Raw genomic sequence first — 26,835 nt, forward strand, 5'->3', positions numbered from 1 at the left:
CTGCGGGTTTCCGTATTGTCCTGCACTCTTGGCAGATGGGCGTGTGGGAACTCCTGGTGACGGGAGTGGTGATGCTGCTCGGCCTGTGCGGTGTGCTCGTGCCCGGCGTTCCCGGGTCGTTGCTCGTGTGGGCCGCGGTCCTCGTGTGGTCGCTCCAGGCCAAGACCGGCCTCGCCTGGGGCGTGCTCGTCGGTGCCACGGCCGTCCTGCTCGCCGCCCAGGTACTGCGCTGGATGCTGCCGCCGCGCCGCCTGCGCGAGAGCGGCGCCACGCGCCGTACCGCGGTCTGGGCGGGCGCCGGAGCCCTCGTCGGATTCTGCGTGATCCCCGTGATCGGGTCGATCCCCGGGTTCATCGTGGGGATCTACCTGTGCGAGCGCCTGCGCCTCGGCCGGCACGGCGACGCCGTCGCTTCCACGCGTACGGCCATGCGGGCGGGCGGCTCCAGCGTCCTCGCCGAACTCTTCGCCTGCCTGCTGATCTTCGCCGCGTGGCTCGGGGCCGTGATCTGGGGACCATAGTCCCCACGACATCGGATCTCTCACGCCATATTGACGGACTCTCGTCGCATCTCTAGCTTTCCGCAGGGGATAGCTCCGATGAATCGCCGATGCCGACGAACCGTGGAGGCCGCGCCATGCCCGCACCGTCCAGCCCGTCCGGCCCGTCCAGACGGACCGTGCTCGCCACCGGGACCACCCTCGCCGGGACCGCGCTCGCGGGCGGGATCCCGGCGCAGGCCGTCGCCGCCCCGCAGGACTCCCCGACCCCGTCGGGCCCCCCGGTCACCCCCTCCGAGGACGCCTGGCGCGCCGTCCTCGACGACGCCGACCTCGTCTGGCAGAAGATGCCGAAGACCTGGTACGAGGGCCCCTACCTGGGCAACGGACTCCTCGGCTCCGGCATCTACCGGGAGCCCGGCAAGAACGCGATCCGCTTCAACGTCCAGCACTCCGAGGTCCAGGACCACCGCCCCAAGTTCGGCTCCCTGTTCGGCCTGGCGCGGCTGCCCGTCGGCTACTTCACGCTCGAACCCGTCGGCACCATCACCGGCCTCGACTGGCGCCTGCGGCTGCGCGACGCCGAACTGACCGGCACCCTCACCACAGACCGCGGCACCCTCACCGTCCGCGCCCAGGTCACCAACGCGCTCTCCGTCCTCACCGTCGAGGTGACCCCGTCCGAGGGCGAGCGCGATTTCGCCTGGGTCTTCCACCCCGCGAAGTCGATCAGCCCGCGCTCCGCGTTCCAGCCGATCCCGGCCGGTTACGAGGCCAACCCACCCGCCGAGCCCGGCGAGGACGACGGCGTCTCGGTCGCCGTACAGCCGCTCCTGGCGGGCGGCCAGTATGTGACGGCGTGGCGCGAACGTACCCGCGACGACGTGCGGACGCTGTACGTGCACGTGGCGCACTCGTTCCCGCAGTCCACCGCGCGCGAGCGGGCCGTGTCGGCGGTGCGGGACGCGGCCGGGCATCCGTACGACGCCCTCGCGGTGACGCACCGCGCCTGGTGGCACGCGTACTACCGGAAGAGTTTCCTGTCCGTGCCCGACGCCCGTATCCAGCGCTTCTACTGGATCCAGCTCTACAAGGTGGCATCGGCCACGCGGCGGGACGCGCCCGTGATGGCGACCAGCGGCCCCTGGCTGGAGCCGACGCCGTGGCCGGGGACCTGGTGGAACCTCAACGTGCAGCTCGAATACTGGCTGATCCACGGCTCCAACCACCTCGAACTCGACGCCGTCACAAGGGCGTTGGGCGAGTTCCGGGACAACCTGAGCGCCGAGATGGCCGCCCCCTACCGCGCCGACTCGCTCGGCATCCCGCGTACCACGGACACCCACCTCGTGAACGGCGGCGCGACGAGCAACGCGCAGGGTTACGGCGTCGGCGTCCCCGGTCTCGACCCGCCGACCCCCGAGGTCGGCAACCTCACCTGGGCGCTGCACAACGTGTGGCTGAGTTACCGGCACACGATGGACGAGTCGATCCTGCGCGACGTCCTGTACCCGCTGCTGCGCAAGGCGGTCAACTACTACCTGCACTTCCTGGAGCCCGGCGCCGACGGCAAGTTGCACCTCCCGGCCACCTACTCCCCCGAGTACGGCGGCAACACCCGCGACTGCAACTACGACCTGATGCTCCTGACGTGGGGCTGCCGGACCCTGCTCGAATCGAGTGAACTCCTCGGTATAGAAGATGAGTTGGCCCCGCGCTGGCGCGAGGTGCTGGCCCGGCGCGTCGCGTACCCGACCGACGCCAACGGTTTCAAGATCGGCGCGGACATCTCCTTCGCGAAGTCCCACCGCCACTACTCGCACATGCTGGCCGTCTACCCGCTGTACGAGCTGACCGGCCGCACCCCCGACGAACTCGCCTTGATCGAGCGGTCGTTGGCCCACTGGGTCGGCTTCGAAGGGGCGCTCCAGGGCTATACGTTCACGGGCGCGGCCTCGATGTCGGCACTGCTCGGCAAGGGCGACGACGCGCTGAACTACCTGGGCAAGCTGATGTCCCGTTACATCCAGGCCAACACCATGTACAAGGAGTCGGGCCCGGTCATCGAGACGCCCCTGTCGGCGGCGCAGTCGCTGCACGACATGGTGTGCCAGTCGTGGGGCGGCGTCGTGCGCGTCTTCCCCGCCGTCCCGGCCGCGTGGGCGGACCTCGCCGTGCACAACTTCCGTACGCAGGGCGCCTTTCTGCTGAGCGCGGTGCGCGAGGGCGGCGTGACGCGGTGGGTGCGGCTCCTGAGCGAGGCGGGCGCGCCGTGCGTGGTGCGGCACGGCATCGCGGGCGCGGTCGACGTACGCGACGGGCGCGGCAAGCCGCTCGCCTACGAGGACGCGGGCGACGGCGCCATCCGCATCACCCTGGCCAAGGGCGAGGCGGCGGTCGTCACGGCGCGGGGCGACCGGCCCGAGCTGAGCATCGAACCGGTGAAGCCGAACGCGGCGGCGGCGAGTTGGGGGTTGCCGGCCTGAGTCATGTCGCCCGGCCCGTCTCCAGGGCGAGGAGCTGCTGCTTGCGTTCCAGGCCGCCCGCGTAACCGGTGAGGGAGCCGTCGGCGCCGATCACGCGGTGGCAGGGGCGGACGATGAGGAGCGGGTTGGCGCCGATCGCGCCGCCGATGGCACGGACGGCGGCGCGGGAGGCGCCGATGCTCGCGGCGACGGCACCGTACGTGGTCGTCGCGCCGTACGGCACGGCGTCGAGGGCCGCCCACACCTTCTCGCGGAACTCGCTGCCGTCCGTACTGAACTTCAGGTGGAATTCCTTGAGTTCACCCTTGAAGTAGGCGGCGAGCTGCGCCTCGGCGTCCGCGAAACGCTCGGGCGCGCGCAGCCAGCCCGGCTGCACCGTACGGCCGCCCTTCTGCCCGGGCACGGACAGAGAGGTGAGCGCGCCCGACTCGTCACCGGTGAGGAGGAGTTCACCGACGGGGCTATCGAGAACGGTGTAGTAGGTGGTGTTGGCGGTCATGGCTGCGGCTCCAACTGTCGCTGTGTACGGGGGTGTTGCTGCGAACTGGGGTGTTGCTTTGTCCAGAGGTGTTGCTGGGCGTAGCTCCGCCAGGGCCGCCAAGCGTCGGGGACGGGTTCCTGGCCGGGGTCGGGGTCGGGGCCAGGCTCGGTCGGCAGGGCCATGTCCGGGTCGCCGAGGCACCGCATACGGATGAGGGCGGCGGTGCGGTCGTCGACGCCGGGCAGGGTACGGAGGACGGCCTCGGCGTCGTCGCGGTCGGCGCCGGGGCCGAGGCGCAGGGTGCCGTCGGCGAGGGCGGTGGCGAGCACGCCGACGGGTCCGGGTTCGCCGGCGAGGTCGTCGGGCGTGGGAAAGACGTGGGTGAGGGTGCCGCTCGGCGCGTCGACGGCTTTCGCGTACCGCTCGACGAGCAGTGCCGCGCCGGCGGGCCCGGCCACGAGCCGTACGGCCAGTTCGTCGGGGTCGGCTGCGCCGGGTGAGCGCAGGCCGGGCCGGGCGGCGACGAGCGGGGCGAGACGCGGGTCGGCGCCGAGGCGCTCGTCGATCGCGTACGGGTCGCTGTCCAGGTCGAACAGCCGGCGCAGGCGCCCGACGGCCGTCGTCAGGTCCCGCAGGTCGGTGAGGTGGATACGGGCGTCGAGCCAGCCGCCGTGGTGCGCGGCGCGGCTCGCGGGCATGGACGTGGACCGGGTCCGTTCGTCGACGGAGACGACGCCGGTGCCGTAGGGGAGGCGCAGGGTGCGGCGGTAGGTGCGGGTGCCGGGGGTGCCGGTGATCTCCTCGACGCCGGCGAGGGCCTCGCGGGCGAGGGTGTCGAAGAGGGGGCGGGCCTGGTACGGGCCACGGTGGGCGAGGCGCAGGGGGATGCCCGCGGTGGTGGCGGCGGCCCGGTTGGCGGGGGCGTCGCCGCGCAGCTCCGTGGGAGTACGGGCGTAGACGGCGCGCATGGTGTCGTTGAACTGCCTGACGCTCGCGAAGCCCGCTGCGAAGGCGATCTCCGTGATGGGCAGGTCGGTGGTCTGGAGCAGGACGCGCGCGGCGTGGGCGCGCTGGGCACGGGCCAGGGCGACGGGTCCGGCGCCCAGCTCGGTGGTGAGCTGGCGCTGCACGTGGCGGGCGCTGTACCCGAGGCGTACGGCGAGCCCGGCGACGCCCTCACGGTCGACGACTCCGTCGCCGATCATGCGCATGGCGCGGCCTACGACGTCGGCGCGTACGTTCCACTCGGCCGAACCCGGCACGGAGTCCGGCCGGCACCGCCGGCAGGCCCGGAACCCGGAACCCTGCGCGGCGGCGGCGGTGGCGTAGTAGCAGACGTTCTTGCGCTTGGGGGTGACGGCGGGGCAGCTGGGGCGGCAGTAGATGCCGGTGGTCTCGACGGCGAAGAAGAACTCACCGTCGAAGCGGGCGTCACGACTACGGACGGCTTCGTAGCGGGTGTCTTCTTCGGGGGCGGTCATGTGTACCAGTGTGAGTGCGTGCGGGGTGGCGGGGCTGGCGGGAATCGGACGTGGCGTTTTCTGCGGGCCGGTGGGGGCTGGTCGCGCCCCGCGGCGGAGCCGCTAATCGATACAGCCCCGCGCCCCTGAAATGCAGGCGCTGCGCGCCGCATTTCCCCCATGAAGGCGCGGCGGAGCCGCAAGCCTTCAGGGGCGCGGGGAACTGCGCGACCAGCCACAACGGCGCCGCACCCGGCAACTACACGGGCCACCCACCCCGCTTGGCCTCCAAGGCCGCGCGGCCCTGAGCGCCCCGCGCCTTCCAGACACGCCGCATCTCATCCCTCAGACGCGCATCCGTGCGAGCGGCAAGCCGGCGATTTTCACGGAGCAACTTCCGGTAACTGTCGAACCGCCGATGCGAAAGCCTCCCGTCAGCCAGCGCAGCGCCGACCGCACAGCCCGGCTCCGCCTCATGCGCGCAGTCAGAGAATCGGCACCCCTCGGCCAGCTCCTCGATCTCGGCGAAGACCTGCCCGACGCCGGCCTCCGCGTCGAAGAGCCCGACGCCGCGCAGGCCAGGCGTGTCGATCAGTACGCCGCCGCCCGGCAGCACCAGGAGGTTGCGCGTGGTCGTGGTGTGGCGCCCCTTGCCGTCGACGTCACGGACCGCGTTCACGGTCATGACGTCAGCCCCGAGCAGGGAGTTCGCGAGCGTCGACTTGCCCGCACCCGACTGCCCCAGCAGGACAGACGTCCCGCCGCCGACGATCGCGGCGAGCACGTCCACACCCTCGCCCTGCTCAGCGCTGACGGCGAGAACCTGCACACCCGGCGCCGCCGCCTCCGCGTCGGCGAGAAGGTACGCGGTGGTCACGGCATCCGGTACGAGGTCGGCCTTGGTGAGCACGAGGACGGGCTGCGCCCCCGACTCCCAAGCCAGGGCGAGGAACCGCTCGATGCGCCCGAGGTCGAGTTCCGCGGCGAGCGACACGGCGATGACGGCGTGGTCGACGTTGGCCGCGAGGATCTGCCCCTCCGACCGCTTGGACGACGTGGACCGCACGAAGGACGTACGACGTGGAAGCAGCGTTCGTACGTATCGCGGGTCCCCGCCGACCGGGTCGACGGCGACCCAGTCCCCCGTACACACGACCTTCATCGGATCGCGGGGGACGACGAACTCGGTGTCGGCGCGGACGACGCCGTCGGCGGTGACGACGTCGCACAGCCCGCGGTCGACACGGATGACACGGCCGGGCAGGAGCCCCTGCTCGGCGTAGGGAACGAACGCGGCTTGCCAGTCGGTGTCCCAGCCGTAGGAGGCGAGGGGGTGCGAGGAAGCCGGGCTCGAGAGGAATGAAGACAAGAGGTGACCCTTCACAGGGTGGCCCCGGTCGCGTGCGCACGACGGCGCGTGAGCGAGAGAAGGATTCAGCCGGAGACCACAGGGGTGGGATGGACGAACTTCTGGATCCGGGCAGCGCCCAGCGCAACGACAGTCGTCACGGTCCTCACCTCCTATGCGCGCTAAAACTCCTCGACGGCGTGCGCCAACCCTACGAGCCGGGCCCACCACGACGCCAACTCTTTTTCTGCGGCGCCCACTTGGGTCATTAATTCCACGTTACGGAATATTGATTCCGCATCGCGACAGGCTATGCTCCGCTTCCTGATCAACCCAACCAGTCGCATCAGGGGGCGGAAATGAGCGAAACCCGCGTCGCACTCATCACCGGTTCGTCGTCCGGAATCGGCGCAGCCGTTGCCCGGCGGCTCGCCGCCGAAGGAATGCGCATCGTCGTCAACTCGGCCAGGAGCGAGGCCGCCGGCAAGGAACTCGCGGCTTCACTGCCCGACGCGGTGTACGTCCAGGGCGACGTGGCCGACGCCGCTGACGCCCGGCGTATCGTCCAGGCCGCGATCGACGCGTACGGTCGTCTCGACGTGCTGGTGAACAACGCGGGCACGACCCGCTTCATCCCGCTGAGCGACCTCGACGCCGCCGACGCCGACGTGTGGCGGGACATCTTCGACGTCAACGTGATCGGCGCCTGGCAGCTCACCACCGCCGCCGTTCCGCATCTGCGCGAGTCGGGCGCCGCCTCGGTCGTCAACATCTCGTCCGTCTCGGCCACCCGCGCCATGGGCAGCTCCGTGCCCTACGCCGTTAGCAAGGCGGCGCTCAATCACATGACGCGCCTGCTCGCCTCCCAGCTCGGGCCGGAGATCCGGGTCAACGCGGTCGCGCCGGGGCTCGTCGAGACGCCCTGGTACAACGGCGTCGACGAGGTCTGGCAGGGCTCCCGGGACTGGATCACCGCCAACACCCCGATGCGGCGGGTCGGCACCCCCGAGGACGTCGCCGAGGCCGTCCACTACCTCGTCGGGGCGGCGACGTACACGACGGGCGACGTGCTCACCGTGGACGGTGGCCGGCACATCGTCTGAACCCCGCCGTGCCCCGACGGGAGGGCGAGCCGGCCGCGGCTCGCCCTCCAGTCCGTACCCTCGAACTCCTAGGCTCCGAAGCCGAGTTCGTTCTTGACGACGTGACCGCCCTGCATGATCAGGCGCAGGTTCTGGTCCGGGGCCGTCAGGACCGAGATGTCGTCGAGCGGGTTCCCCTCGACCACGAGCAGGTCGGCGTGCGCTCCCTCGGTGATCTCGCCGATCTCGCCGGGCAGCCCGACGATCTCGGCGCCTACGACAGTCGCCGAGCGGAGGATGTCCGCGGGCTTCTGGACCTTGGCGCGGAGCGTGAACTCCTCCAGTTGGTAGGAGTGATGCTCGCCGTGCAGATCGGTTCCGTATCCGATGCGGACGCCCGCGCGGTCTGCCCGCTCCAGTGCCCGGAGGCCCGTGTCGAGCATGTCCCGGAGCTTGTCCCTGCTCTGGTCCGACAGGTGGGCCGCGCCGCTCTCGGTCAGCGCGTGGAACCCCGCGAGCGTGGGGACGTAGTACGCGTCGTGCTCGTGGAAGAGCGCGATGCTCTCGTCGTCGATCAGGTTGCCGTGCTCGATGGTGCGCACGCCCCACCGCAGCGCGCGGTTGACGGCTTCCGCGGTGTAGGCGTGGCCGGCGACGTACCCCTTGCCGAAGCCCGCCTCTTCCACGGCGGTGCGGATCTCCTCCTCGGAGAAGCCCAGCGCGTCGATGGCCATCGAGGAGACGACCCCGCCGCTCAGCGTGAGCTTGATGTGATGCGCTCCCTGGGCCATCTGCTCGCGGATCGCGCGCCGCAGTTCGGTCGTGCCGTCGCAGACGCGGGTGAGGACGTGCCCGCCGGTCGGCGCGAGGATCGGCCCGCCGAACATCAGCCGCGGCGCCTCGATCAGCCCCTCCCGCACGGCGCGGGCGAGACCGGCTTCGGCTCCGCCCAGGTCCCGCACGGTGGTGAAGCCGCGCCGGAGCATGTCGCGCAGCACCCCGGTCGCCCTGACCGTCGCGTACGAGGACGGCCAGGAGGTCATCTCCGCGAAGTCGGCGCTGGCCTGCGTGGCGTGCACGTGGGAGTCGATCAGGCCGGGCATCAGGGTGCGGCCGCCCAGATCGATGGTCCGCTGCGAGGCAGGGACGGTGCCTGCGTCGCCCACCTCCGCGATGCGGCCGTCGCGGACCACGACCGTCCGCCCGGCGAGCAGCCGGCCTTCGCGTACGTCGAGGATGTTGCCGTTGGTGAATACCGCGTCCACAGATTTCTCCTACTTGCTGCTTACTACTTGCCGCTTGCTGCTTGCTGCTTGCTGCTTGCTACTTGGTCGAGTCGTGGGTGAGGGCCGGGCTGGCGGAGGTGCGCGGCGGCGCTGAGTCCGGCTGGGCGGCGGCCTCTGACCCGAGGTCTTCAAGGGTTCGCCCGCTGGTCGAGAGCCCGAGCGTCAGCACCGCCACCGCGCCGACGACCAGGACTCCGGCGAGCGTCGAGAACACGCCCAGGAACCCGACGGACGCGAACATGACGCCGATCAGGATGGGTGCGGCGATCCCGCCGACGCGCCCGGCCGCGGACGCGGCTCCCATGCCAGTGGCGCGGATGGACGTCGGGTACACCTCGGGCGTGTAGGCGTAGAGGCCCGCGTACGTGCCGTTCATGAAGAACGACAGGAGGATCCCGTAGACGAGCAGTTCGGTGTTGCTGCCGGCCTGCGCGAGGAGGAAGGCGGAAGCCGCTCCGGCGAGCAGGTAGAAGGCGATGGTCCGCTTGCGGTCGAGGCGTTCGTTGAGGAACGCGGCGGAGTAGTAGCCAGGGATCTGGGCGATCGTGATGACCAGCGCGTACGTGAAGCTGCTCGACACGGTCAGACCGCGTTCGACCAGGAGCGACGGGATCCACACGAAGAAGCCGAAGAACGAGAACGTGATGGCGGCCCAGAGCAGCCACAGGACCGCGGTCTGGCGGGCGAGTCCGCCGCGCCAGATCTCGACGAGGCCGGCGCCGAGCCTCGGCTTCGCGGCGGGAGTCACCGGTTCCGCCGTTTCAGCAACGGGTTCGGGGGCCGGCTCGACGGCCGGTACCTGCTTGCCCGCCGCCCGGACCGCCGCCTCCAGCGCGTCGACCACCTCCGCCGCCTCGTCGCGTCGCCCCTGCGTGAGAAGCCAGCGGGGCGACTCCGGCAGCTTCCGCCGCCACCAGAGCAGCATCAGTACGGGCGCTGCCGTGATCACCTGGGCGATCCGCCAGCCGTCGCCGAGCGCCGGGACGAACAGCCGCCCCAGGAGCGCCGACGCCACATAGCCGAACGCGAAGAACCCCGCGATGGAGCCGACGAACACACCCCGGTAGCGCGCCGGGACGAACTCCGAGATGTACGGCGGGATGATCGCGCCCTCGACGCCGATTCCGATACCCGCGACGATGCGTGCGGCGAAGAAGAGTTCCCAGCTGGGGGCCATCGCCGCGACGAGCGTCGCGGCGCAGTAGAGCGCCAGGCCGTACATCATGACGCGGCGCCGGCCGATCGCGTCTCCGCCGACGCCCGCGCCGAGTGCGCCGATCAGGATGCCGATGAGCAGCGAGCTGCCCACGAGCCCCGTCTGCCACGGCTCGAGATGCCACAGCGGAGTGACGGCGGGGAGCAGGTAGGAGACGAGGGAGCCGTCCATCGCGTCGAACGCGAGGCCCAGGCCTCCCATGAGCAGGAGCATCAGGTGGGGTCGCGACAGCGGTAGTCGTTCAAGACGTCGCAGCAGTATTCGGTCGTCCGGCGAGGGCTGGGCCATCAGAGCCTCCTTGTCCCGGGGCACCCCTGACAGGCCTGACAGGTGTGGTGTGGCCCAAACCGTAGATGCATGAAAACTCGCACACAACACTCCATGCAGAATTTCTTGCATGAGGCAGGATGGCGCCATGACTGAGGATCGCGCCACGACTGAGGAACTGGCTATGCCCGAGGATCGAGGTATGCCCGAGGAACTAGCTATGCCTGAGCATCGAGCCATGCCTGAGAACGCCCGGACCGAGAACGCCCGGACCGAAAGCACCCAGACCGTCGCCAACTGGCTCGACGCCCGCGCGGGGCAGGCCCGGCTCGGGCCGAAGGCCCAGCGCGTCCGCCATGTGCTCACCACCCAGCCGAGCTTCGCCTCGTACGCGACCTCGGCCGAGGTCGCCGAGCGCGCCGAGGTCAACGGCGCCACGGTGGTCCGTTTCGCTCAGTCGCTCGGGTTCTCGGGCTGGCCCCCGTTCCAGGCGGAGTTCCGGTCGATGCACGCCGTGCGCCGCTTCGACGTCGAGTCCAGCGCCCCGACCTCGGGCCACGCCGGGATCATCGCTTCGGCGTTCGCCCGGGACGCGGAGAACCTCAACTCCTGCCTGCAATCCTTCGATTTCGCGCAGGCCGCCGCGATCGTCGACGCGATGAGCGCGGCCCGGCGGATCGTCGTCATCGCGAGCGGCACCCACGCCCTGCCGGCGCAGGCCCTCGCCTTCATCGCGGCGAGCCGTGGCTACGACATCGAGGTCGAGGACCGCAGCGGTGCCCATCTCGCCAACACGCTCGCCCGCCTGACGTCCGACGACTGCGTCGTCGCGTTCAGCTTCTGGCAGCACTACCGGCAGACCGTGGCCGGCCTGCGGTTCGGCCGCCGGGTGGGCGCGACGACCTGCGCCGTCACCGACACCCGGCACTCCCCCGCGGCCGAACTGGCCGATCACACACTGATCGTCCCGGCCGAGGGGGTTTCCCAGCTCCCGTCGATGACGGCCGCGATGAGCCTGGCGTACGGGCTCGCCGCCGCGCTCAGCGCCGTCGACCCGGCGATGAGCCGGTCGGCGATCTCCCACGTCGACGGGCTATGGCAGGACCTGGACATCTTCGCTCCGGACACGGCGGAGGGGTGAGCGGCTGCCCGCTTACCGGTGAGTCGCTTTCCTTGCGGTAGCGCGACGGAAGCCCGATCCTGATCTGAATAACGAACGGCCGACGATACGTACGTACGGTATATCGAACGCCGACTGAAGAGAAGGAGAGAGGTGTGAGCGACTCCGAGAACTCGATCCGGGGCATGTTGGCCACCAATCTGAGACGGGCCAGGACCGAGCGAGGGCTGTCGATCTCCGAGCTGTCCCGGCGCTCGAAGATCGGCAAGGCGACGCTGTCGCAGCTGGAGTCGGGCACCGGGAACCCCACCATCGAGACGGTGTTCAGCCTGTCGCGCGTCCTGGAGGTCGCCGTCTCAGACCTCCTTGACGCCCGACCTCCGGGCGGTCTCACCGTGGTCCGCGCGCAGGAGGTGGAGACGCTCAGCGGCGAGGGCGTCGACCTGCGTCCGCTCCAGCGCATCGAGGTCGGCGACGCCGTCTTCGAGGTCTTCGACCAGCGCGTACGCGACGATCGCCGGCAGGAGTCGCTCGGTCATGTCGGGACCGAGCACACCATCGTGCAGTCCGGCCGGCTCGGCGTACAGGTCGACGGGCAGGAGGTGGAGCTGGGGCCGGGCGACTATGTCGGCTTCGACGCGTCGGCCCCGCACAGCTACACGGCGCTCGGCGGTGACGTGCACTCGGTGCTGCTGCTGCAGTACCGGGCGGATCAGCGGCTGCACCTATCGGACCCCTCCCTGGACGCGCCCGCCCCCGTCGCCGCGGCCCACTCCGCGGAGGCGTGACCACGCGGGCCGGGCGTCCACCCGGCCGGGGCGACCACCGTCGAGGCGGCCCGCGAAACTCGGTCCGGCATGACCGTTGACACGTTCTGAACTCCCGCCGTACGTTCCAAGTGTTCGCTTTACCGAACACGGAGGGTTCGATGAACGGAACACGAGTGGCGGTGCTGGGCGCCGGGATCGTCGGCGCCGCCTGCGCTCGCGAGCTGGCTCTCGCCGGACTCGACGTCACCGTCGTCGACCGCGGCGGCGCGGCGTCGGCGACCACGTCGCACGGCGAGGGCAACGTGCTGGTCTCCGACAAGGGACCGGGGCCCGAGCTCGAACTGGCCCAGTTCTCAAGGAAGTTGTGGCCGCTGGTGCTCGCCGCCGTCGCCGAACGCTCCGCACGGGCGGCGCACGCCGTCGAGTGGGAGCCCAAGGGCGGCATCGTCGTCGCGACCACCGACGCCGGTGCCGAGGGGCTGACCCGGTTCGCCGCCGACCAGCGTGCGGCGGGCGTACGCGCCGACGTTCTCGACGCCGACGCGCTCGCCGAGGCCGAGCCGTACGTCACCCGCGAGCAGACGGCGGCCCTGCACTACCCCGAGGACGCGCAGGTGCAGCCCGCCGGAGCCGCCGCCGCACTGCTCGGCGACGCGCTGGCCGCGGGCGCGACGCTGCGCACCGGGTGCGAGGTGTTCGGCGCGGTCACCCGTGGCGGCCGGATCACCGGGGTCCGCACCTCGGCCGGCCTGCTGGAGGCCGACTGGTTCGTGAACGCCGCGGGGCCCTGGTCCGGCGAACTGTCGGCCCGCCTCGGCGCGCCGGTGGACGTACGGCCCCGGCGCGGTGACGTCCTCGTGACGACCCCGCTGCCGCCGATGGTGTTCCACAAGGTCTACGACGCCGACTACGTGGGCGCGGTGGGCAGCAGCGCCGAGGATCTGCAGACCTCCGCGGTCGTGGAGTCGACGCGGGGCGGCAGCGTGCTGATCGGTTCTTCGCGCCGTCGCGTCGGCTTCGACGACCGGCTGCGCCCCGAGGTCCTGTCGGCCGTCGCCGCGAAGGCGCTGCGCCTGTTCCCGACGCTGGCCGGGGTGCCGGTGATGCGCGCGTACGGCGGCTTCCGGCCGTACGTCCCCGATCACCTCCCCGTCATCGGCGCCGACCCGCGCCTCGACGGGCTGTGGCACGCGGGCGGTCATGAAGGCGCCGGGATCGGACTGTCCGTGGGCACCGGGCGGCTGCTGCGGAATCTGATGCTCGGCGAGCCGACGGACATGGACGCGTCGCCGTTCCGCGTGGACCGTCCGGCCGTCCTCGGCGAGAACGCACACCCCGAGAAGGAGGAGACGGCATGAGCCCCCGACGTGTCAGTGCTGGGTCCGACGCCGTCGGACGGCAGGAGCTGCCTCTGCGGATCACCGTCGACGGCGAGCCCGTCGACGGGATCGCGGGCCAGACCATCGCGGGCGTCATGCTCGCCGCCGACCGGCTCGCCTGGCGCCAAGGGCGCTCCGGCGCGCCGCGCGGGGTGTTCTGCGGGATCGGCGTCTGCTTCGACTGCCTCGTGACGGTGGGCGAGGACCGCGACGTACGCGCCTGCCGCCGCCGAGCCCGAGACGGCGACGTCGTGACGACGCAGAGCAGACGGGACGCGGGTAGTCCCGAAGTAGAGCCGCACGCAGGCGAGTTGCCCGGAACGGAGGACTGATGACACGCCGTCACGTCGTAGCCGTCGGCGCCGGGCTCCCCGTCGCCGAGACCGCCCTCAGCGCCGGCACCCGGGTCACGCTGCCCGAGCCGACCGAAGTCGCCCCGTATGGCGGCGAGTTGCCCGACACACCTGGAGCGGAGGAGCGATGACACCCCGCCACATCGTGATCGTCGGCGCCGGTCCCGCCGGGCTCGCCCTCGCCGAGACCGCCCTCAGCGCCGGCACCCGGGTCACGCTGCCCGAGACGCCCGAAGTCGCCCCGCATGGCGGCGAGTTGCCCGTCACACCCGGAACGGAGGAGCGATGACACCCCGTCACATCGTGATCGTCGGCGCCGGTCCCGCCGGGCTCGCCGCCGCCGAGACCGCCCTCAGCGCCGGTGGCCGGGTCACGCTGATCGACTCGTCCGACCAGCCCGGCGGGCAGTACCACCGGATGCTGCCGGAAGCGTACGAAGCCAGCCGCCCGGAGGTGCTGCACCACGGGTGGCCGGCCTTCGAGCGGCGGCGGCGCCGGGTGCTCGCCCACCCGCGCTGCGCCTGGTGGTCCGACACCTCCGTGTGGGCCCTCGAACGTCCGGACCCCGAGCAGCCCGGCCCTCCCCGCGTCCACGTCCTGCGGGGTGCCGTGGACGGTGGCGGGCGGCGCCGCCTCACCCTCGATCCCGACGCCCTCGTGCTCGCCGTCGGCGCCCACGACCGCGTACTGCCGTTCCCCGGCTGGGAGTTGCCCGGGGTCTTCACCGCCGGAGCCGCGCAGGCGCTCGCGAAGGGTGAGCGGGTCGTCGTCGGGGACCGTGTGGTGGTCGCGGGCACCGGGCCGTTCCTCCTGCCCGTGGCCGCCTCGCTCCTCGAAGCCGGTTCCCAGGTCCTGGAGGTCCTGGAGGCCAACACGCCGGGCACCGTCGCCCGCGGCTGGTCGCGGCGGCCCTGGCAGCTCGCGGCCCAGGCCGGCAAGAGCGGTGAACTCGCCGAGTACACCTCCCTGTTGATCCGGAAGCGGGTGCCCTACCGCACCGGCCGTACCGTCGTCGAGGCACGTGGCGACGGCCGGGTCGAGGAGGTCGTCACGGCCCGGCTGCGCGCGGACTGGTCAGTGGTGCCGGGCAGCGAGCGCACGCTCGCGGTCGACGCGGCGTGCGTCACGCACGGCTTCAGCCCGCAACTGGAGCTGCCGGTGGCCGCCGGTTGCGCCCTGCGCGGCGCCGCGGACGGCGAGTTCGTGGAGGTCGACGCCGACCAGGCCACCAGCGTCCCCGGCGTCTACGCGGCCGGTGAGATCACCGGCATCGCGGGTGCCCCGGCCGCACGGGCCGAGGGCGCGCTCGCCGGATGGCTGGCCGCCGGCGGCGACCCGGAGGCGTCCGCGCTGCGACCGCTGCGGCGCAGCCGGGACCAGGGCCGCGCGTTCGCCGCGCGCCTCGCCCGCGCGCACCCGATCGGCCCCGGCTGGTCCGAGTGGCTGCGCCCGGAGACCGTCATCTGCCGCTGCGAGGAGGCCGATTACGCCTCCGTCCGCCGAGCGGCCACGACCCCCGAAAGCGCCTCGGTGCGGGTCGCCAAGCTGGAGACCCGCGCGGGGCTCGGCCCCTGCCAGGCCCGGATCTGCGGCCCCACGCTCGCCGAGCTGAACGCCCGGCTCTCCGGCACACCGACGGAGCGGCCGGTCGAGGGCCTGCCCACGCCCGTACCGCACCGACGCCCGATCGCCCAGCCCATCCGACTCGGCGAACTGGCGGCCTCCCCCGAGGCCACCACCTCCGAGGCCGCGCCCCCAGAAACGGCCGCCACCGACGCCGCCACCTCCTAGGCCGCCTCCCCAGAAGCCCCCACCCCTGACCGTTCGACTTCGACTTCGACTTCGACCTCGACTTCACCCGACCTGCCAATTCCCTTTCCCAGGAGCAGAGTTCATGAGCGACAACCAGAAGCAGTCCCTGTCCCTCGGCGGCGTGGTCGTCGCCACCGCCCTCCCCTATTACGAGGACGCGTCCGCCCCGGCCGGGCTCGCCGTGGACTACGACAAGTACGCCGACCACTGCCGCTGGCTCGTGGAGAACGGCTGCCGTGGCGTCGGCCCGAACGGCTCGCTCGGCGAGTACTCCTCCCTGACCGACGACGAGCGCCGCAAGGTCGCGCAGACCGCGAAGGAAGCGGTCGGTGACGCGGGCGTCGTGGTCGTCGGCGTGCACGGCGTCGGCTCGCACCAGGCCCGGCACTGGACCGAGATCGCCGCCGAGGACGGCGCCGACGGCGTGCTGTGCCTGCCGCCCACCATGTACCGCGCCAACCGCGGCGAGGTCCTCGCCCACTTCGAGGCCGTGGCCTCCGTCGGCCTGCCAGTCATGGTCTACAACAACCCGATCGACACCAAGGTCGACCTGACGCCGGACCTGGTCGGGGAGATCGCGCAGATCGAGAACGTCGTCGCGATCAAGGAGTTCTCCGGCGACGTCCGCCGCGTACTGGAGATCAAGGAGCAGGCCCCCGGCCTGGAGATCGTCAGCGGCGCCGACGACGTCGTCCTGGAGAGCCTGCTCATGGGCGCGACCGGCTGGTTCGCCGGCTTCCCGAACGTCTTCCCCGCCGAGTCGGCCCGCCTGTACGAGCTGGCCACCGCCGGCAAGCTGGAGGAGGCCCGCGCCCTGTACGAGCCGCTCGTCGCCGCGTTCCGCTGGGACTCGCGCACCGAATTCGTGCAGGCCATCAAGCTCGGCATGGAGCAGGTCGGCCGGTTCGGCGGACCCTGCCGCCCGCCGCGCGGCCCGCTCACCCCGCAGATGCGCGAGCAGGTCGAGGCCGACATGGCCCGCGCCATCGCCGCGCTCGAAGCGCAGTCCGCCCGATGAGGTCCGTCCGTACGATCAGTGCCGTCGACTCGCACACCGAGGGGATGCCCACCCGCGTCGTCACCGGCGGGGTGGGACCCATCCCGGGCGACACGATGGCCGAGCGCCGCCGCTACGCGATGGAGCACCTGGACGGCCTTCGCCGGTTCCTGGTCGACGAGCCGCGCGGGCACTCCGCGATGAGCGGGGCGATCCTCCAGCCGCCCACCCGCCCCGACGCCGACTGGGGCGTCCTCTACATCGAGGTCAGCGGCTTCCTCCCGATGTGCGGCCACGGCACCATCGGCGTGGCGACCGTCCTCGTGGAGACGGGAATGGTCGAGGTCACCGAGCCGGAGACCCGGGTCCGCCTGGACACGCCCGCCGGGCTCGTCGAGGCGCGGGTCACGGTCACCGACGGCCGCGCCGAGAAGGTCACCCTGCGCAACGTCGAGTCCTTCGCGCTCGAACTCGACGCGACGGTCAAGGTCCCCGGGCTCGGCGTCGGCGAGGTCCGCTACGACATGGCGTACGGCGGGAACTTCTACGCGATCGCCCAACTCGACCAGCTGGGGCTGCCGTTCGACCGGGCGCGCAAGGACGAGATCCTCGCCGCCGGGCTCTCGATCATGAAGGCGATCAACGAGCAGAACCGTCCCGCGCACCCGGCCGACCCGCTCATCGGCGGCTGCAAGCACGTGCAGTTCATCGCCCCCGGCTCGGACGCGCGGCACTCCCGTAACGCGATGGCGATCCACCCCGGCTGGTTCGACCGCTCGCCCTGCGGCACCGGCACCTCCGCGCGCATGGCACAGCTGCACGCCCGCGGCGAACTGCCCCTGAACACCGAGTTCGTCAACGAGTCGTTCATCGGCACGCGGTTCACCGGCCGGCTCCTGGAAGCCGCCGAGGTCGGCGGACTCCCCGCAGTGATCCCCGAGTTCTCCGGCCGGGCGTGGATCACCGCCACCGCGAACTACCTGCTCGACCCGAGCGACCCGTTCCCGCACGGTTTCGTGCTCTGAAGACGCCCCCCTCGACGGGCGTGCCCCACCCCATGGGCGCGCCCGTTCGTCCCCGCGCCCGCTACGTATTCACGGAGGGACCCCCATGTCCCGTTCGACTCCAGTAATACGCCCGGAAAGAGCGGCCCCGCCCGGCGGCCTGTTCTCCCGGCAAGGAATCTTCCGCCTCAAGCCCGTCTCCACCTCCGAGGAGGAGAGCACGGACGGGCTCCGCCGGACCATGGGACTGTGGCAGCTCGTCGCCCTGAGCCTCGGCGGTCTCGTCGGCGCCGGAGTGTTCTCGCTCGCCGGCGTCGTGGCCCACGAGGACGCCGGTCCCGGCGTACTGATCTCGTTCCTCGTCGCCATCATCGCGAGCGCCGCCGCCGCGCTGTGCTACGCCGAGTTCGCCGGCATCATCCCGAAGGCCGGCTCCGCCTACACGTACTCGTACGCCGCGCTCGGCGAGATCGTCGGGTGGCTAATCGGCTGGGACCTGCTCCTGGAGTACACGGCCATCGTCGCCGTGGTGGCCATCGCGGTGTCCGGCTACTTCTCGTACATCCTGGAGCACATCGGGATCGACCTGCCGTCCTGGATGCTCGGCGCGCCGGGCACCGGGTCCGGCCACAAGGTCGACCTGTTCGCCGCCGTGCTCTGCCTTCTCCTCGCGTTCGTGCTCTCGCGCGGCACCAAGGAGTCGGCACGCTTCGAGACGATCCTCGTGGTGATCAAGCTCGGCATCGTCGCCCTGGTCGTCGTCGCCGGCGCCTTCCACATCTCCGCGGGCAACTACTCGCCGTTCCTGCCGTTCGGGATCGGCGGCGCGTTCACCGGCGCCGCGACCGCGTTCTTCGCGGTCTACGGCTACGACGCGATGAGCGCCGCCGCCGAGGAGAGCGCCGAGGCCAAGAAGGTGCTGCCGAAGGCGATCGTGATCTCCCTGGCCATCGCGGCCGTCATCTATCTGCTGGTCTGTGTCGTGCTGCTCGGTATGCAGAACTACCGTGACATCGACACGAAGAGCCCGTTCTCCAGCGCGCTCGGCTCGGTCGGCCTGGGCGGGCTCGGCATCATCGTCGCGGTCGGCGCGATCATCGGCATCACCACCTCCGCGTTCGCCAACATGCTGGCCGTCTCCCGCGTCTGGTTCTCCATGAGCCGCGACGGGCTGCTGCCGCGCTACTTCGCGAAGAACCACGCCAAGCGGCACGTGCCGACGCGGGTGATCTGGCCGGTGGGCATCGGCTCGGCGGTCATCGCCGGGTTCCTGCCGATCCGGGAGGCCGCCGACCTCACCAACATCGGCATCCTGGCGGCCTTCACCGTCGTCGCCATCGCCATCGTGGTGCTGCGCAGGACGCGGCCCGACCTGCCGCGCTCCTTCCGTACCCCGCTGGTGCCGCTGGTCCCGGCCGTCGGCGTGGCCTTCTCGCTCTGGCTGATCGCCAACCTGGACTGGGTGACCTGGGTCCGCTTCGCCGTCTGGATGGCCCTCGGGCTGATCGTGTACTTCTCCTTCAGCGTCCGCCACTCGGAGGAGAACAAGTCCCACGCACCGTCAGAAGAGTCATGACGACCTCGGCACTCCCGCCTGGCAACTCGCCCCGTATTCAAGGGAATCGACGAGAAGAGGAAGCACCATGAACACCGTCGCACGCGACCCCGACCAGGCTGTGACAGCGGCCGCCGCCGTGGCCCGGCAGTGGGCCGAGGCCGCGCCGGCGGCCCGCGCCGACGCCCTGGACGCCGTCGCCGACGCCCTGGAGGCGGAGCAGGCGGAGCTGGTCGCACTCGCCGAGGCCGAGACGCACCTCGGCACGCCCCGCCTCACGGGCGAACTGAAGCGCACCGCGTTCCAACTCCGGTTCTTTGGCGCTGAGTTGCGAGCGGGCACGTTCCTCGACGTCCGTATCGACCGCGCCGACCCGCAGTGGCCCACCGGGCCGCGGCCCGAGCTGCGCCGCTACCGCACGGCGCTCGGCCCGGTCCTGGTTTTCGGCGCCAGCAACTTCCCGTTCGCCTTCAGTGTCGTCGGCGGCGACACCGCGTCGGCCCTGGCAGCGGGCTGCCCAGTGATCGTCAAGGCCCATCCGGGCCACCTGGAACTGTCCCGCCGCACCGCCGACATCGTCCAGAAGGCGCTGGCCCAAGTGGGCGCCCCGGAGGGCGTGTTCAGTCTGATCGAGGGTGAGCAGGCCGGGGTGGACGCGCTGCGCCACCCGCTTCTGCGCGCCGCCGCGTTCACCGGCTCCGAGCGCGGCGGCCTGGCGCTCGCCCGCATCGCCGCCGAACGCCCCGAACCCATCCCGTTCTACGGCGAGTTGGGCAGCGTCAACCCTGTCGTGGTGACCCCGGCAGCGGCCCGCGCCCGTGGTGCGGAGATCGCGGCGGGCTACGTCGGTTCGCTCACGCTGGGCGCGGGGCAGTTCTGCACCAACCCGGGCCTGCTGTTCACGCCCGCTGACGGCCCGGTGGACGAGATCGTACGGCGGCTGCGGGCGACGCCCACCGCACCGATGCTCGGCGACTGGATCAGCGCCGCCTACGTGGACGGAGCGCGCCGGCTCGCATCACTCCCGTCAACGCGCAAGCTGATCTGGCCTGATGACGACTCATCAGCGGGACCGAGGCTGCTCGCCATGGACCTGGACACGTTCGCCGGTGACATCGGGGCGGCGGCCACGGAGTGCTTCGGGCCGCTCGGCCTGGTCGTGACGTACGAGCGGCTTGCGGACGTGGCCGCCGTGATCGCGTCCCTGCCGGGGCAGCTCACCACCTCCCTGCACGGCGAGCCCGGCGAGGGCGGCGACCTCACCGGCCTCACGTCGGCACTGGCCGAGCGCAGCGGCCGGGTCCTGTGGAACGAGTGGCCCACCGGCGTCTCGGTCACCCACGCGATGCAGCACGGCGGCCCGTTCCCCGCCACGACCGCGCCCACCACGACCTCCGTAGGCACGGCCGCGATCGAGCGGTTCCTGCGCCCGGTGGCGTACCAGTCGTGGCCCCAGGAACTCCTGCCGCCGCCGCTGCGGGACGACAACCCCTGGGGGGTGCCGCAACGGGTCGACGACTGAAGGGGGGACGACGCGTCCGGGGTTCTACCGTCCAGTAAGGTCGCGCCCCGGAACACAGACCCTTCCTGGGTCGCCGAGACTCCGGAGGCCGGTCATGAGCAAGCGCGTCGAAGTGGGCGACACCGTCGAGGACTTCACCCTGCCCGACGAGAGCGGGACCCCGACCTCGCTGTCCTCGCTGCTGAGCGAGGGGCCCGTCGTCCTGTTCTTCTACCCGGCCGCCATGACGCCCGGCTGCACGGCCGAGGCCTGCCACTTCCGGGATCTCGCCGCCGAGTTCGCGGCGGTCGGGGCGCGGCCGGTCGGGGTCAGCGGTGACCCGGTGGAGCGGCAGGCGGAGTTCGCCGGGAAGCACACGCTCGGGTTCCCGCTGCTCTCGGACCCGGAGGGCGAGGTGCGCGGGCGGTTCGGGGTCGCGCGGGGCTTCTCCCTTGCCCCGACCAAGCGGGCCACGTTCGTGGTGGGGCAGGACAGGGTCGTACGGGAAGTGGTCCGGAGCGAGTTCCGGATGAGCGCCCATGCCGACCGTGCGCTCGCGGTGCTGCGCAAGCACACGGCCTGACGACACGCCCTCCCGGCGCCGGAGGTCAAGGGTCTCCCGGCGCCGGAGACCTAGGGCAGGGGCAGCGTCACTCCGCCTCGGCCGCCTCCGACTCCGGCGCCAGGCTGTCCATGAACGAGCTGACCGAGAACACCGCGCGGCCCGCCCCCGCCGGGCCGTAGCCGGGCGGCGAGGAGAGACCGAAGTCCTCCATCGTGGAGCGGTACGCCTCCAGGAGCCTGATGTGGTACTCCAGCGGCGCGCCCTGCGGGTTGGCCTTGCCGAGCGGGGTCGTGGGCTCGGGGCACCACGTGGTGAAGCGGGGCGTGATGCCCTGCGACATGAAGAAGCGCAGGCCCTCGGTCGTGGAGGCGATGGCCTCGTCGACCGTGCTGAAGCCCGACGGCTGGGCCATCTCGACACCGGCGACGAAGTTCGGGATCACGTTGCGCGCGCCGAAGATCTCGGCCGAGTCGAGGATGCGCTTGTGCCACTCGTCCCGGCCGACGTAACGCTCCTTGCCGGGGCAGTACAGCTCGAACAGGCGGCGGTCCCACACCTCGTAGTTGGGGTGGTAGATCTGCACGCCGTAGTCCTTGAAGCGCTGCACGTCGTCCTTGGGCAGCGCCTGCGCGACGACCTTGCCGATCCAGCGACCGGGGAAGTGCTCCTCGATGGCCTTGGCGTACATGCCGTAGAAGTCGGCCTCGTCACGGCCCTGGAGCTTCGAGGTGATCGCGCCGCCGGTGAGCGTGTACGCGGTCGACGCCTTCGCGGTGTCGTACTTGTCGATGATCTCCAGTGCTTCCAGGACCTCGTCGACGTCCTTCACGCCGGTGTACGGGCGGCCGGCCGCCTTGTGCTGGCGCCAGTTGTGGTTGATGTCGCAGTACTGGCACTCCTCCTTGGCGCCGAAGTACTGGCAGACGCGGAAGACGGTCAGGTAGATCAGGTAGCCCCACTGGATGGTGGGGGCCACCTCCATGACGGACTTCCCGTTCGACAGCTTGTGGCGGTAGTACTCCGGCATCGGCGGGACGCCGACGTCCGAGATCCGCTTCCCGTCGAGGTAGAGCCCGAGCATCCCGTCCTCGTCGGCGGCGACGCGATACGGCGACGACGGGTTCACGCGGACCGAGACGACGGTCCGGCGCAGGTCGTAGGGGCCGCCGGTGAGGATGATCTCCTCCGGCGGCCGGCGCAGGGCGGCCTCGCCGAGCTCGGGGAGCGTGCCGTGGTCGAAGGAGAAGATGAAGTACGACTTCGGCTTGACCTCGCCGGACTCGTTGTCGCTGAGCGCGGACACGTCGAACGCGACGCCGCCGCGCAGCAGGTCCTCCTTGAACACCGCTTCCCGCGGCACGTGCGGGAAGCGCTCCATCAGGTCCTCGACCAGCGCCGTACGGCTCTGCATCCCGTTCTCCTCGCTCCTGCAAGTCATCTCTGCGCACCGGTCCTCTTCGAGCCGGTGCTCGGGAACTCACGGTATGCCCCCGCGTCGCGGCCTCGCGGCCCGGGGCGGCGGACGGCCGGAAGTGGCGTACGCGGCCTTGACCTACAAACGCCGACCTCGGGTGGGCTAGCGTCGGTGCATGACACAGCCCTCGCTTCCCGAAGCCCTCGCCGCCGGACCGGTCGTCCTGGACGGCGGGCTCTCCAACCAGCTGGAGTCCGCCGGGTTCGACCTGAGCGACGAGCTGTGGTCGGCGCGGCTGCTCGCCGAGCGGCCCGAGGCGATCGTGGCGGCGCATCTCGCGTACTACGAGGCGGGTGCCTCGGTCGCGATCACGTCGAGCTACCAGGCGACGTTCGAGGGGTTCGCCCGGCACGGCATCGGCCATGAGCGTACGGCCGAACTGCTCGCCCAGAGCGTGGAGTTGGCGCGGGAGGCGGCCCGGCTGGCGCAGGCGAAGGGCGTGCCGGGCCCCTTGTGGGTGGCCGCGTCGGTGGGCCCGTACGGGGCGATGCTGGCCGACGGAGCGGAGTACCGGGGGCGGTACGGGCTGACGGAGAACGAGCTGGTGGCCTTCCACCGCCCGCGCCTGGAAGCCCTCGCGGCGGCGGGCCCGGACGTCCTCGCCCTGGAGACGATTCCGGACACGGACGAGGCACGAGCGCTGGTGCGGGCTGTGCGGGGTCTCGGCGTCCCGGCATGGCTGTCGTACAGCGTCGCCGGGGACCGGACGCGTGCCGGGCAGCCGCTGGAGGAGGCGTTCGCGCTCGCCGCCGACGCGGACGAGATCGTCGCGGTGGGCGTCAACTGCTGCGCCCCCGAAGACGTGGAACCCGCCCTGACCCTGGCCACACGCCTCACCGGAAAACCGGCGGTGGCCTACCCGAACAGCGGCGAGTCCTGGGACGCCACCGCCCGCGACTGGCACGGCGAGCCGACCTTCTCCGCCACCCGCGTGGCGGGCTGGCAACACGCCGGAGCCCGCCTGATCGGCGGCTGCTGCCGGGTGGGCCCGAACGAGATCGCTGCGCTGGCGAAGGCGGTACGGGGCTGAGGGGCGGGTCCGCTAATGGGTCGCCGAGTGGCCGGGCGACGGCATAGGCGTGGCCGGGCGGCGGCGTCCGATTCGTTCAAGACCGGCGGCGGTGCGGGTGCCTACGGTGAGCCCATGACCGAGATCACCGCACGTTTCGACGCGGTCGGCGTCGTCGTTTCCGACATGGCCGCCGCCGTCACCTTCTACCGCCGCCTCGGGCTCGCGTTCCCCGAGGGCTCCGAGGAGCAGCCGCACGCGGAGGCCGTGCTGCCCGGCGGCCTGCGCGTGCTGCTGGACACCGAGGACACCGTGAAGTCGTTCCACCCGTCCTGGCGCGCGCCCGCCCGCGGCGCCTCCCGGCACGCCCTCGCCTTCGACTGCGGCGACGCGGCCGGGGTCGACGCCGTGTACGGGGAGCTGACCGCCGCCGGGTACGAGGGCGAGCTCAAACCGTGGGACGCGTTCTGGGGCCAGCGGTACGCCGTGATCCAGGACCCGGACGGGAACGGGGTCGACCTGTTCGCACCGCTGGCCGCCGACTAGTCGCGGTTCGCTGCCCGCTTCCGCACTCCGTCGAGCAGCCGGGCACGCTGCTCCCGGGACGTGGCGAGATCGACGCCGACCTGGGCGAGGGCCGTCGCACCGTCGAGGACCGCGAGGTCGGCGCCCGGGGTGGTGCCGTAGGCCGTGAACTCCGGGGTGTGATGTTTCGTGCCCCCGGTGTCGTAGCCGACGGTGGGGTGGATCGTGGGCACCAGGTGCGAGACGTTGCCCATGTCCGTCGACGCCATGCTCTCGCCGTGGCGCGACAGCACGGTGCGCCCGAGCCCGCGGGCCGCCTCCGCGTACGCGTCCGACATGTACGGGTCCTGCCGCAGGTCGGCGAAGTCCCGTCCGTGCGACCGCACTTCGAGCGTTGTGCCCGTCGCGAGAGCCCCCGCCTCGAAGCAGGCGCGTACGCGCCGCCATGCCTCTTCGAGCTGTTCGAGCGTGCGGGCCCGGATTTCGCAGCGGGCGGCGGTGCGGGCCGGGATGACGTTCACGGCCTGGCCGCCGTCGGTGACGATGCCGTGCACGAGGACGCCGGGAGGCAACTGCTGGCGCAGCATTCCTATCGCGGTGTGGGCGAGGGTCATCGCGTCGAGTGCGTTGACTCCCTCCCAGGGGGCGAGCGCGGCGTGCGCGGGCTGTCCGTCGTAGCGGATGTCCCAGGCGCCGATGGCCAGCGAGGACGCGCCGACGCTGTCGTGGGCGTCGGCATGGACCATCATCGCGGCGGCCACGTCGTCGAAGACACCGGCGTCGATGAGGAGCACCTTGCCGCCGATGTCCTCCTCGGCGGGCGTGCCGACCAGCTTGACCGTGACGCCGAGTTCGTCGGCGACGGCGGCGAGTCCGAGCGCGGCCCCGACGGCGGCGGCACCGTTGACGTTGTGGCCGCAGGCGTGGCCGATGCCCGGCAGGGCGTCGTACTCGGCGCAGAAGGCGATGACCAGTTCGCCGGTGCCGTAGGTGGCGACGAGGGCGGTGGGCAGGCCGCCCGCCTCGGTGGTGACGGTGAATCCGGCGCGCTTCATGAGGGCGGCGATCCGTGCCGCGGCGCGGTGTTCCTCCAGGGCGGTCTCGGGTTCGCGGTGCAGACCGTGGCTGAGCTCGACGAGCTGTTGGCTCCCGGCACGTACAGCAGCCGCGGCCTTGTTCCGGAGGGTCGTGGTGTCGGTCATGCGAGGTCTCCGCTCGTTGCAGACTGTCGTACGGGGGTCGCGCCCTCGGCGCGCGGGGCGCGGTAGCGCATCGCCAGGCCGGTGCCGGCGACCGCCATCGCGGCGCACGCGCCCCAGGCCCACAGGTAGCCGGACTCGGCGATGTGTGCGGTGCCGCGCTGGACGTGGGCGGCGAAGAACATGCCGATCACGGCGGCTCCGATGGCCGCGCCGAAGGAGAGGGCCAGTTCGTTGAGGCCGACGGCGAGGGCGGTCTCGTGCGCGTCGACCACCTCCGCCGACACGGACCGGGTGATCGACTCGAAGACGCCGGTGGCGAGGCCGACGAGGAGGGCGCAGGTGACGTACTGCGGGAGCGTGTCGTGGAAGAGGATCATGCCGAGGAAGCCGAGCGCGGTCAGCGCTCCGCCGAGGGCGAGCACGGTGCGGTCACCGGAGCGCGCGGTCAGCCGCGGGGTCAGGGCGGAGCCCGCGAAACCGGCGGCCAGCATGGCCAGCGAGACGGCGGCGATGGCCTGGGGGCCCAGGTTCATGCCGTAGCCGGTCTCGGCCGGTGAGGAGGCGAGGAAGAGGGCGTTGGCGCCGAAGAAGCCGATGGTGCCGAACGCGGCGCAGAAGGTGTGGCCGCTGACGATGGCGAGCCGCGGATTTCCGAGCATACGCACGCTGACCAGGGGCTCGGCCGCCCCGCGTTCGACCAGGATCCAGGCCGCGAGGACGACGGCGGCCAGGACGGCGAGGCCGAGCGTCAGGGGCGAGGTCCAGCCCCAGGTTCCGCCCTGGGCCAGCACGAGGACGAACGCCACGAGGCCGGAGGTGAGCAGGGCCGCGGCGCCGTAGTGGAACCGGCCGCCGCGCGGGGTGTCGCTGTCGGGCAGCAGCAGTCCCGCGACCACCGCGAGGGCCGCGACGGGCACGGCCGTCCACAGACCGGCCATCGCGTGCCGTTCGCTGAGCGCGCCGGCCACCAGACCACCCACGCCGACCGCGATGAGCAGGACGCCGACGAGGAGGGAGATCCCCTTACGGTTCTGCTCCGGCGCGCGGGACCGCAGGATGCCCACGAGCAGCGGGAAGAACCCGACGACGGCGCCCTGGAGGGCGACACCGGCGGCGAGGGTAGCCGGGGACGGCCACACCGCGATCAGGAGCGAGCCACCCGCCACCATCGCGAGCGAGATCCGCAGGAGCCTGCGGTGTCCGTGCAGGTCACCGAGGCGCGAGAGGAGCGGCGTGAGCACCGTGCAGGCGACCTGGAACAGCAGGTAGATGTTGTTCAGGCCGACCGGGCCGAGGTGCAGGCGCTTGCCGACCTCGGGGAGGAGCGGGGTCAGATAGCCCTGGACGATGCCGCTGAACAGCACGACGACGGCCATCGTCGCGAGCATTCCGGACGCGGAGCTCACGGCTCCCGCTCCGCGCCCCGTTCCCGTTCTCGTCCCC

At 71.7% G+C, this 26,835-nt stretch carries 25 protein-coding genes; 17 read left to right on the forward strand and 8 right to left on the reverse strand.

Translation table 11 applies throughout. The features are described 5' to 3' along the window. Nucleotides 1-35: 35 nt before the first annotated feature. Nucleotides 36-521 (forward strand): DUF456 domain-containing protein, encoded by a 486-nt coding sequence (locus ABZ893_RS04735; RefSeq protein WP_361396740.1) that lies wholly within the window; start codon nucleotides 36-38, stop codon nucleotides 519-521. Between the two features lie 116 nt (nucleotides 522-637). Continuing rightward, nucleotides 638-2,986, forward strand: coding sequence for a Tat pathway signal sequence domain protein (locus ABZ893_RS04740; protein ID WP_361396743.1), 2,349 nt, complete (start codon nucleotides 638-640; stop codon nucleotides 2,984-2,986). 1 nt (nucleotide 2,987) lies between these two features. Here the strand turns inward: ABZ893_RS04740 and ABZ893_RS04745 are convergent, their stop codons facing one another. The 3 genes from ABZ893_RS04745 to rsgA all read right to left on the reverse strand — a co-directional run bounded on the left by ABZ893_RS04745 (nucleotide 2,988) and on the right by rsgA (nucleotide 6,296). Continuing rightward, nucleotides 2,988-3,485, reverse strand: coding sequence for a methylated-DNA--[protein]-cysteine S-methyltransferase (locus ABZ893_RS04745; protein WP_361396746.1), 498 nt, complete (start codon nucleotides 3,483-3,485; stop codon nucleotides 2,988-2,990). Continuing rightward, nucleotides 3,482-4,948: an AlkA N-terminal domain-containing protein gene (locus ABZ893_RS04750; RefSeq protein ID WP_361396748.1), complete on the reverse strand. Its 1,467-nt coding sequence runs from the start codon at nucleotides 4,946-4,948 to the stop codon at nucleotides 3,482-3,484. Before ABZ893_RS04750 ends, ABZ893_RS04745 begins: the two co-directional genes overlap by 4 nt. 238 nt (nucleotides 4,949-5,186) lie before the next feature. After that, nucleotides 5,187-6,296: a ribosome small subunit-dependent GTPase A gene (gene rsgA, locus ABZ893_RS04755; RefSeq protein WP_361396751.1), complete on the reverse strand. Its 1,110-nt coding sequence runs from the start codon at nucleotides 6,294-6,296 to the stop codon at nucleotides 5,187-5,189. 338 nt (nucleotides 6,297-6,634) lie between these two features. Here rsgA and ABZ893_RS04760 point away from each other — a divergent pair, with 338 nt between their 5' ends. Further along, on the forward strand, nucleotides 6,635-7,378 hold the full coding sequence (locus ABZ893_RS04760) for an SDR family oxidoreductase (RefSeq protein ID WP_361396754.1): 744 nt from the start codon (nucleotides 6,635-6,637) through the stop codon (nucleotides 7,376-7,378). Nucleotides 7,379-7,446: 68 nt separating this feature from the next. On the opposite strand, the gene ABZ893_RS04765 is transcribed toward ABZ893_RS04760, so the two are convergent. Together ABZ893_RS04765 and ABZ893_RS04770 are read right to left on the reverse strand one after the other, a co-directional pair. Then, nucleotides 7,447-8,622 (reverse strand): amidohydrolase family protein, encoded by a 1,176-nt coding sequence (locus tag ABZ893_RS04765; protein WP_361396757.1) that lies wholly within the window; start codon nucleotides 8,620-8,622, stop codon nucleotides 7,447-7,449. A gap of 58 nt (nucleotides 8,623-8,680) precedes the next feature. After that, nucleotides 8,681-10,147, reverse strand: a complete 1,467-nt coding sequence (locus ABZ893_RS04770) for an MFS transporter (RefSeq protein ID WP_361396760.1) — start codon at nucleotides 10,145-10,147, stop codon at nucleotides 8,681-8,683. A gap of 217 nt (nucleotides 10,148-10,364) precedes the next feature. Between ABZ893_RS04770 and ABZ893_RS04775 the strand changes: the two genes are divergently transcribed. From ABZ893_RS04775 to ABZ893_RS04830, 12 genes are all read left to right on the forward strand, one after another. After that, complete coding sequence (locus ABZ893_RS04775) at nucleotides 10,365-11,267, forward strand: MurR/RpiR family transcriptional regulator (protein WP_361396763.1); 903 nt, start codon at nucleotides 10,365-10,367, stop codon at nucleotides 11,265-11,267. 134 nt (nucleotides 11,268-11,401) lie between these two features. After that, nucleotides 11,402-12,034 (forward strand): XRE family transcriptional regulator, encoded by a 633-nt coding sequence (locus ABZ893_RS04780; RefSeq protein ID WP_361396766.1) that lies wholly within the window; start codon nucleotides 11,402-11,404, stop codon nucleotides 12,032-12,034. 140 nt (nucleotides 12,035-12,174) lie between these two features. After that, a complete protein-coding gene (locus ABZ893_RS04785; RefSeq protein WP_361396770.1) occupies nucleotides 12,175-13,374 on the forward strand; it encodes an FAD-dependent oxidoreductase in 1,200 nt (399 codons plus the stop codon). Continuing rightward, nucleotides 13,371-13,727, forward strand: a complete 357-nt coding sequence (locus tag ABZ893_RS04790) for a (2Fe-2S)-binding protein (RefSeq protein ID WP_361396773.1) — start codon at nucleotides 13,371-13,373, stop codon at nucleotides 13,725-13,727. Before ABZ893_RS04785 ends, ABZ893_RS04790 begins: the two co-directional genes overlap by 4 nt. After that, entirely contained in the window at nucleotides 13,727-13,879 is a 153-nt protein-coding gene (locus tag ABZ893_RS04795; protein ID WP_361396776.1) for a hypothetical protein, read from the forward strand. The genes ABZ893_RS04790 and ABZ893_RS04795 overlap by 1 nt, the downstream gene beginning before the upstream one ends. Further along, a complete protein-coding gene (locus ABZ893_RS04800; protein WP_361396779.1) occupies nucleotides 13,876-14,037 on the forward strand; it encodes an FAD-dependent oxidoreductase in 162 nt (53 codons plus the stop codon). The genes ABZ893_RS04795 and ABZ893_RS04800 overlap by 4 nt, the downstream gene beginning before the upstream one ends. Beyond that, nucleotides 14,034-15,539 (forward strand): FAD-dependent oxidoreductase, encoded by a 1,506-nt coding sequence (locus tag ABZ893_RS04805; RefSeq protein ID WP_361396782.1) that lies wholly within the window; start codon nucleotides 14,034-14,036, stop codon nucleotides 15,537-15,539. Before ABZ893_RS04800 ends, ABZ893_RS04805 begins: the two co-directional genes overlap by 4 nt. Before the next feature lie 103 nt (nucleotides 15,540-15,642). Then, nucleotides 15,643-16,578, forward strand: a complete 936-nt coding sequence (locus tag ABZ893_RS04810; protein WP_361396785.1) for a dihydrodipicolinate synthase family protein — start codon at nucleotides 15,643-15,645, stop codon at nucleotides 16,576-16,578. Beyond that, nucleotides 16,575-17,582, forward strand: a complete 1,008-nt coding sequence (locus ABZ893_RS04815; RefSeq protein ID WP_361396788.1) for a proline racemase family protein — start codon at nucleotides 16,575-16,577, stop codon at nucleotides 17,580-17,582. Before ABZ893_RS04810 ends, ABZ893_RS04815 begins: the two co-directional genes overlap by 4 nt. 85 nt (nucleotides 17,583-17,667) lie before the next feature. After that, a complete protein-coding gene (locus tag ABZ893_RS04820; RefSeq protein WP_361396791.1) occupies nucleotides 17,668-19,137 on the forward strand; it encodes an amino acid permease in 1,470 nt (489 codons plus the stop codon). A gap of 67 nt (nucleotides 19,138-19,204) precedes the next feature. Next, on the forward strand, nucleotides 19,205-20,638 hold the full coding sequence (locus tag ABZ893_RS04825) for an aldehyde dehydrogenase (NADP(+)) (RefSeq protein WP_361396794.1): 1,434 nt from the start codon (nucleotides 19,205-19,207) through the stop codon (nucleotides 20,636-20,638). A gap of 94 nt (nucleotides 20,639-20,732) precedes the next feature. Then, nucleotides 20,733-21,200 (forward strand): peroxiredoxin, encoded by a 468-nt coding sequence (locus ABZ893_RS04830; protein ID WP_361396796.1) that lies wholly within the window; start codon nucleotides 20,733-20,735, stop codon nucleotides 21,198-21,200. Between the two features lie 67 nt (nucleotides 21,201-21,267). Here the strand turns inward: ABZ893_RS04830 and ABZ893_RS04835 are convergent, their stop codons facing one another. Next, a complete protein-coding gene (locus tag ABZ893_RS04835; RefSeq protein WP_361396799.1) occupies nucleotides 21,268-22,593 on the reverse strand; it encodes a radical SAM protein in 1,326 nt (441 codons plus the stop codon). A 178-nt stretch (nucleotides 22,594-22,771) separates the two neighbouring features. Between ABZ893_RS04835 and mmuM the strand changes: the two genes are divergently transcribed. After that, a complete protein-coding gene (mmuM, locus tag ABZ893_RS04840; RefSeq protein WP_361396802.1) occupies nucleotides 22,772-23,686 on the forward strand; it encodes a homocysteine S-methyltransferase in 915 nt (304 codons plus the stop codon). Nucleotides 23,687-23,800: 114 nt separating this feature from the next. After that, nucleotides 23,801-24,211: a VOC family protein gene (locus ABZ893_RS04845; protein WP_361396805.1), complete on the forward strand. Its 411-nt coding sequence runs from the start codon at nucleotides 23,801-23,803 to the stop codon at nucleotides 24,209-24,211. Here the strand turns inward: ABZ893_RS04845 and ABZ893_RS04850 are convergent. Both ABZ893_RS04850 and ABZ893_RS04855 read right to left on the reverse strand, forming a co-directional pair. Beyond that, entirely contained in the window at nucleotides 24,208-25,392 is a 1,185-nt protein-coding gene (locus ABZ893_RS04850; RefSeq protein WP_361396808.1) for a M20 family metallopeptidase, read from the reverse strand. The two genes, ABZ893_RS04845 and ABZ893_RS04850, sit on opposite strands and share 4 nt — an antisense overlap. After that, nucleotides 25,389-26,798, reverse strand: coding sequence for an MFS transporter (locus tag ABZ893_RS04855; protein WP_361396811.1), 1,410 nt, complete (start codon nucleotides 26,796-26,798; stop codon nucleotides 25,389-25,391). Before ABZ893_RS04855 ends, ABZ893_RS04850 begins: the two co-directional genes overlap by 4 nt. Nucleotides 26,799-26,835: the final 37 nt, after the last annotated feature.

Origin of the sequence: Streptomyces sp. NPDC046821 (assembly GCF_040645335.1) — a bacterium.
Classification (GTDB): domain Bacteria; phylum Actinomycetota; class Actinomycetes; order Streptomycetales; family Streptomycetaceae; genus Streptomyces.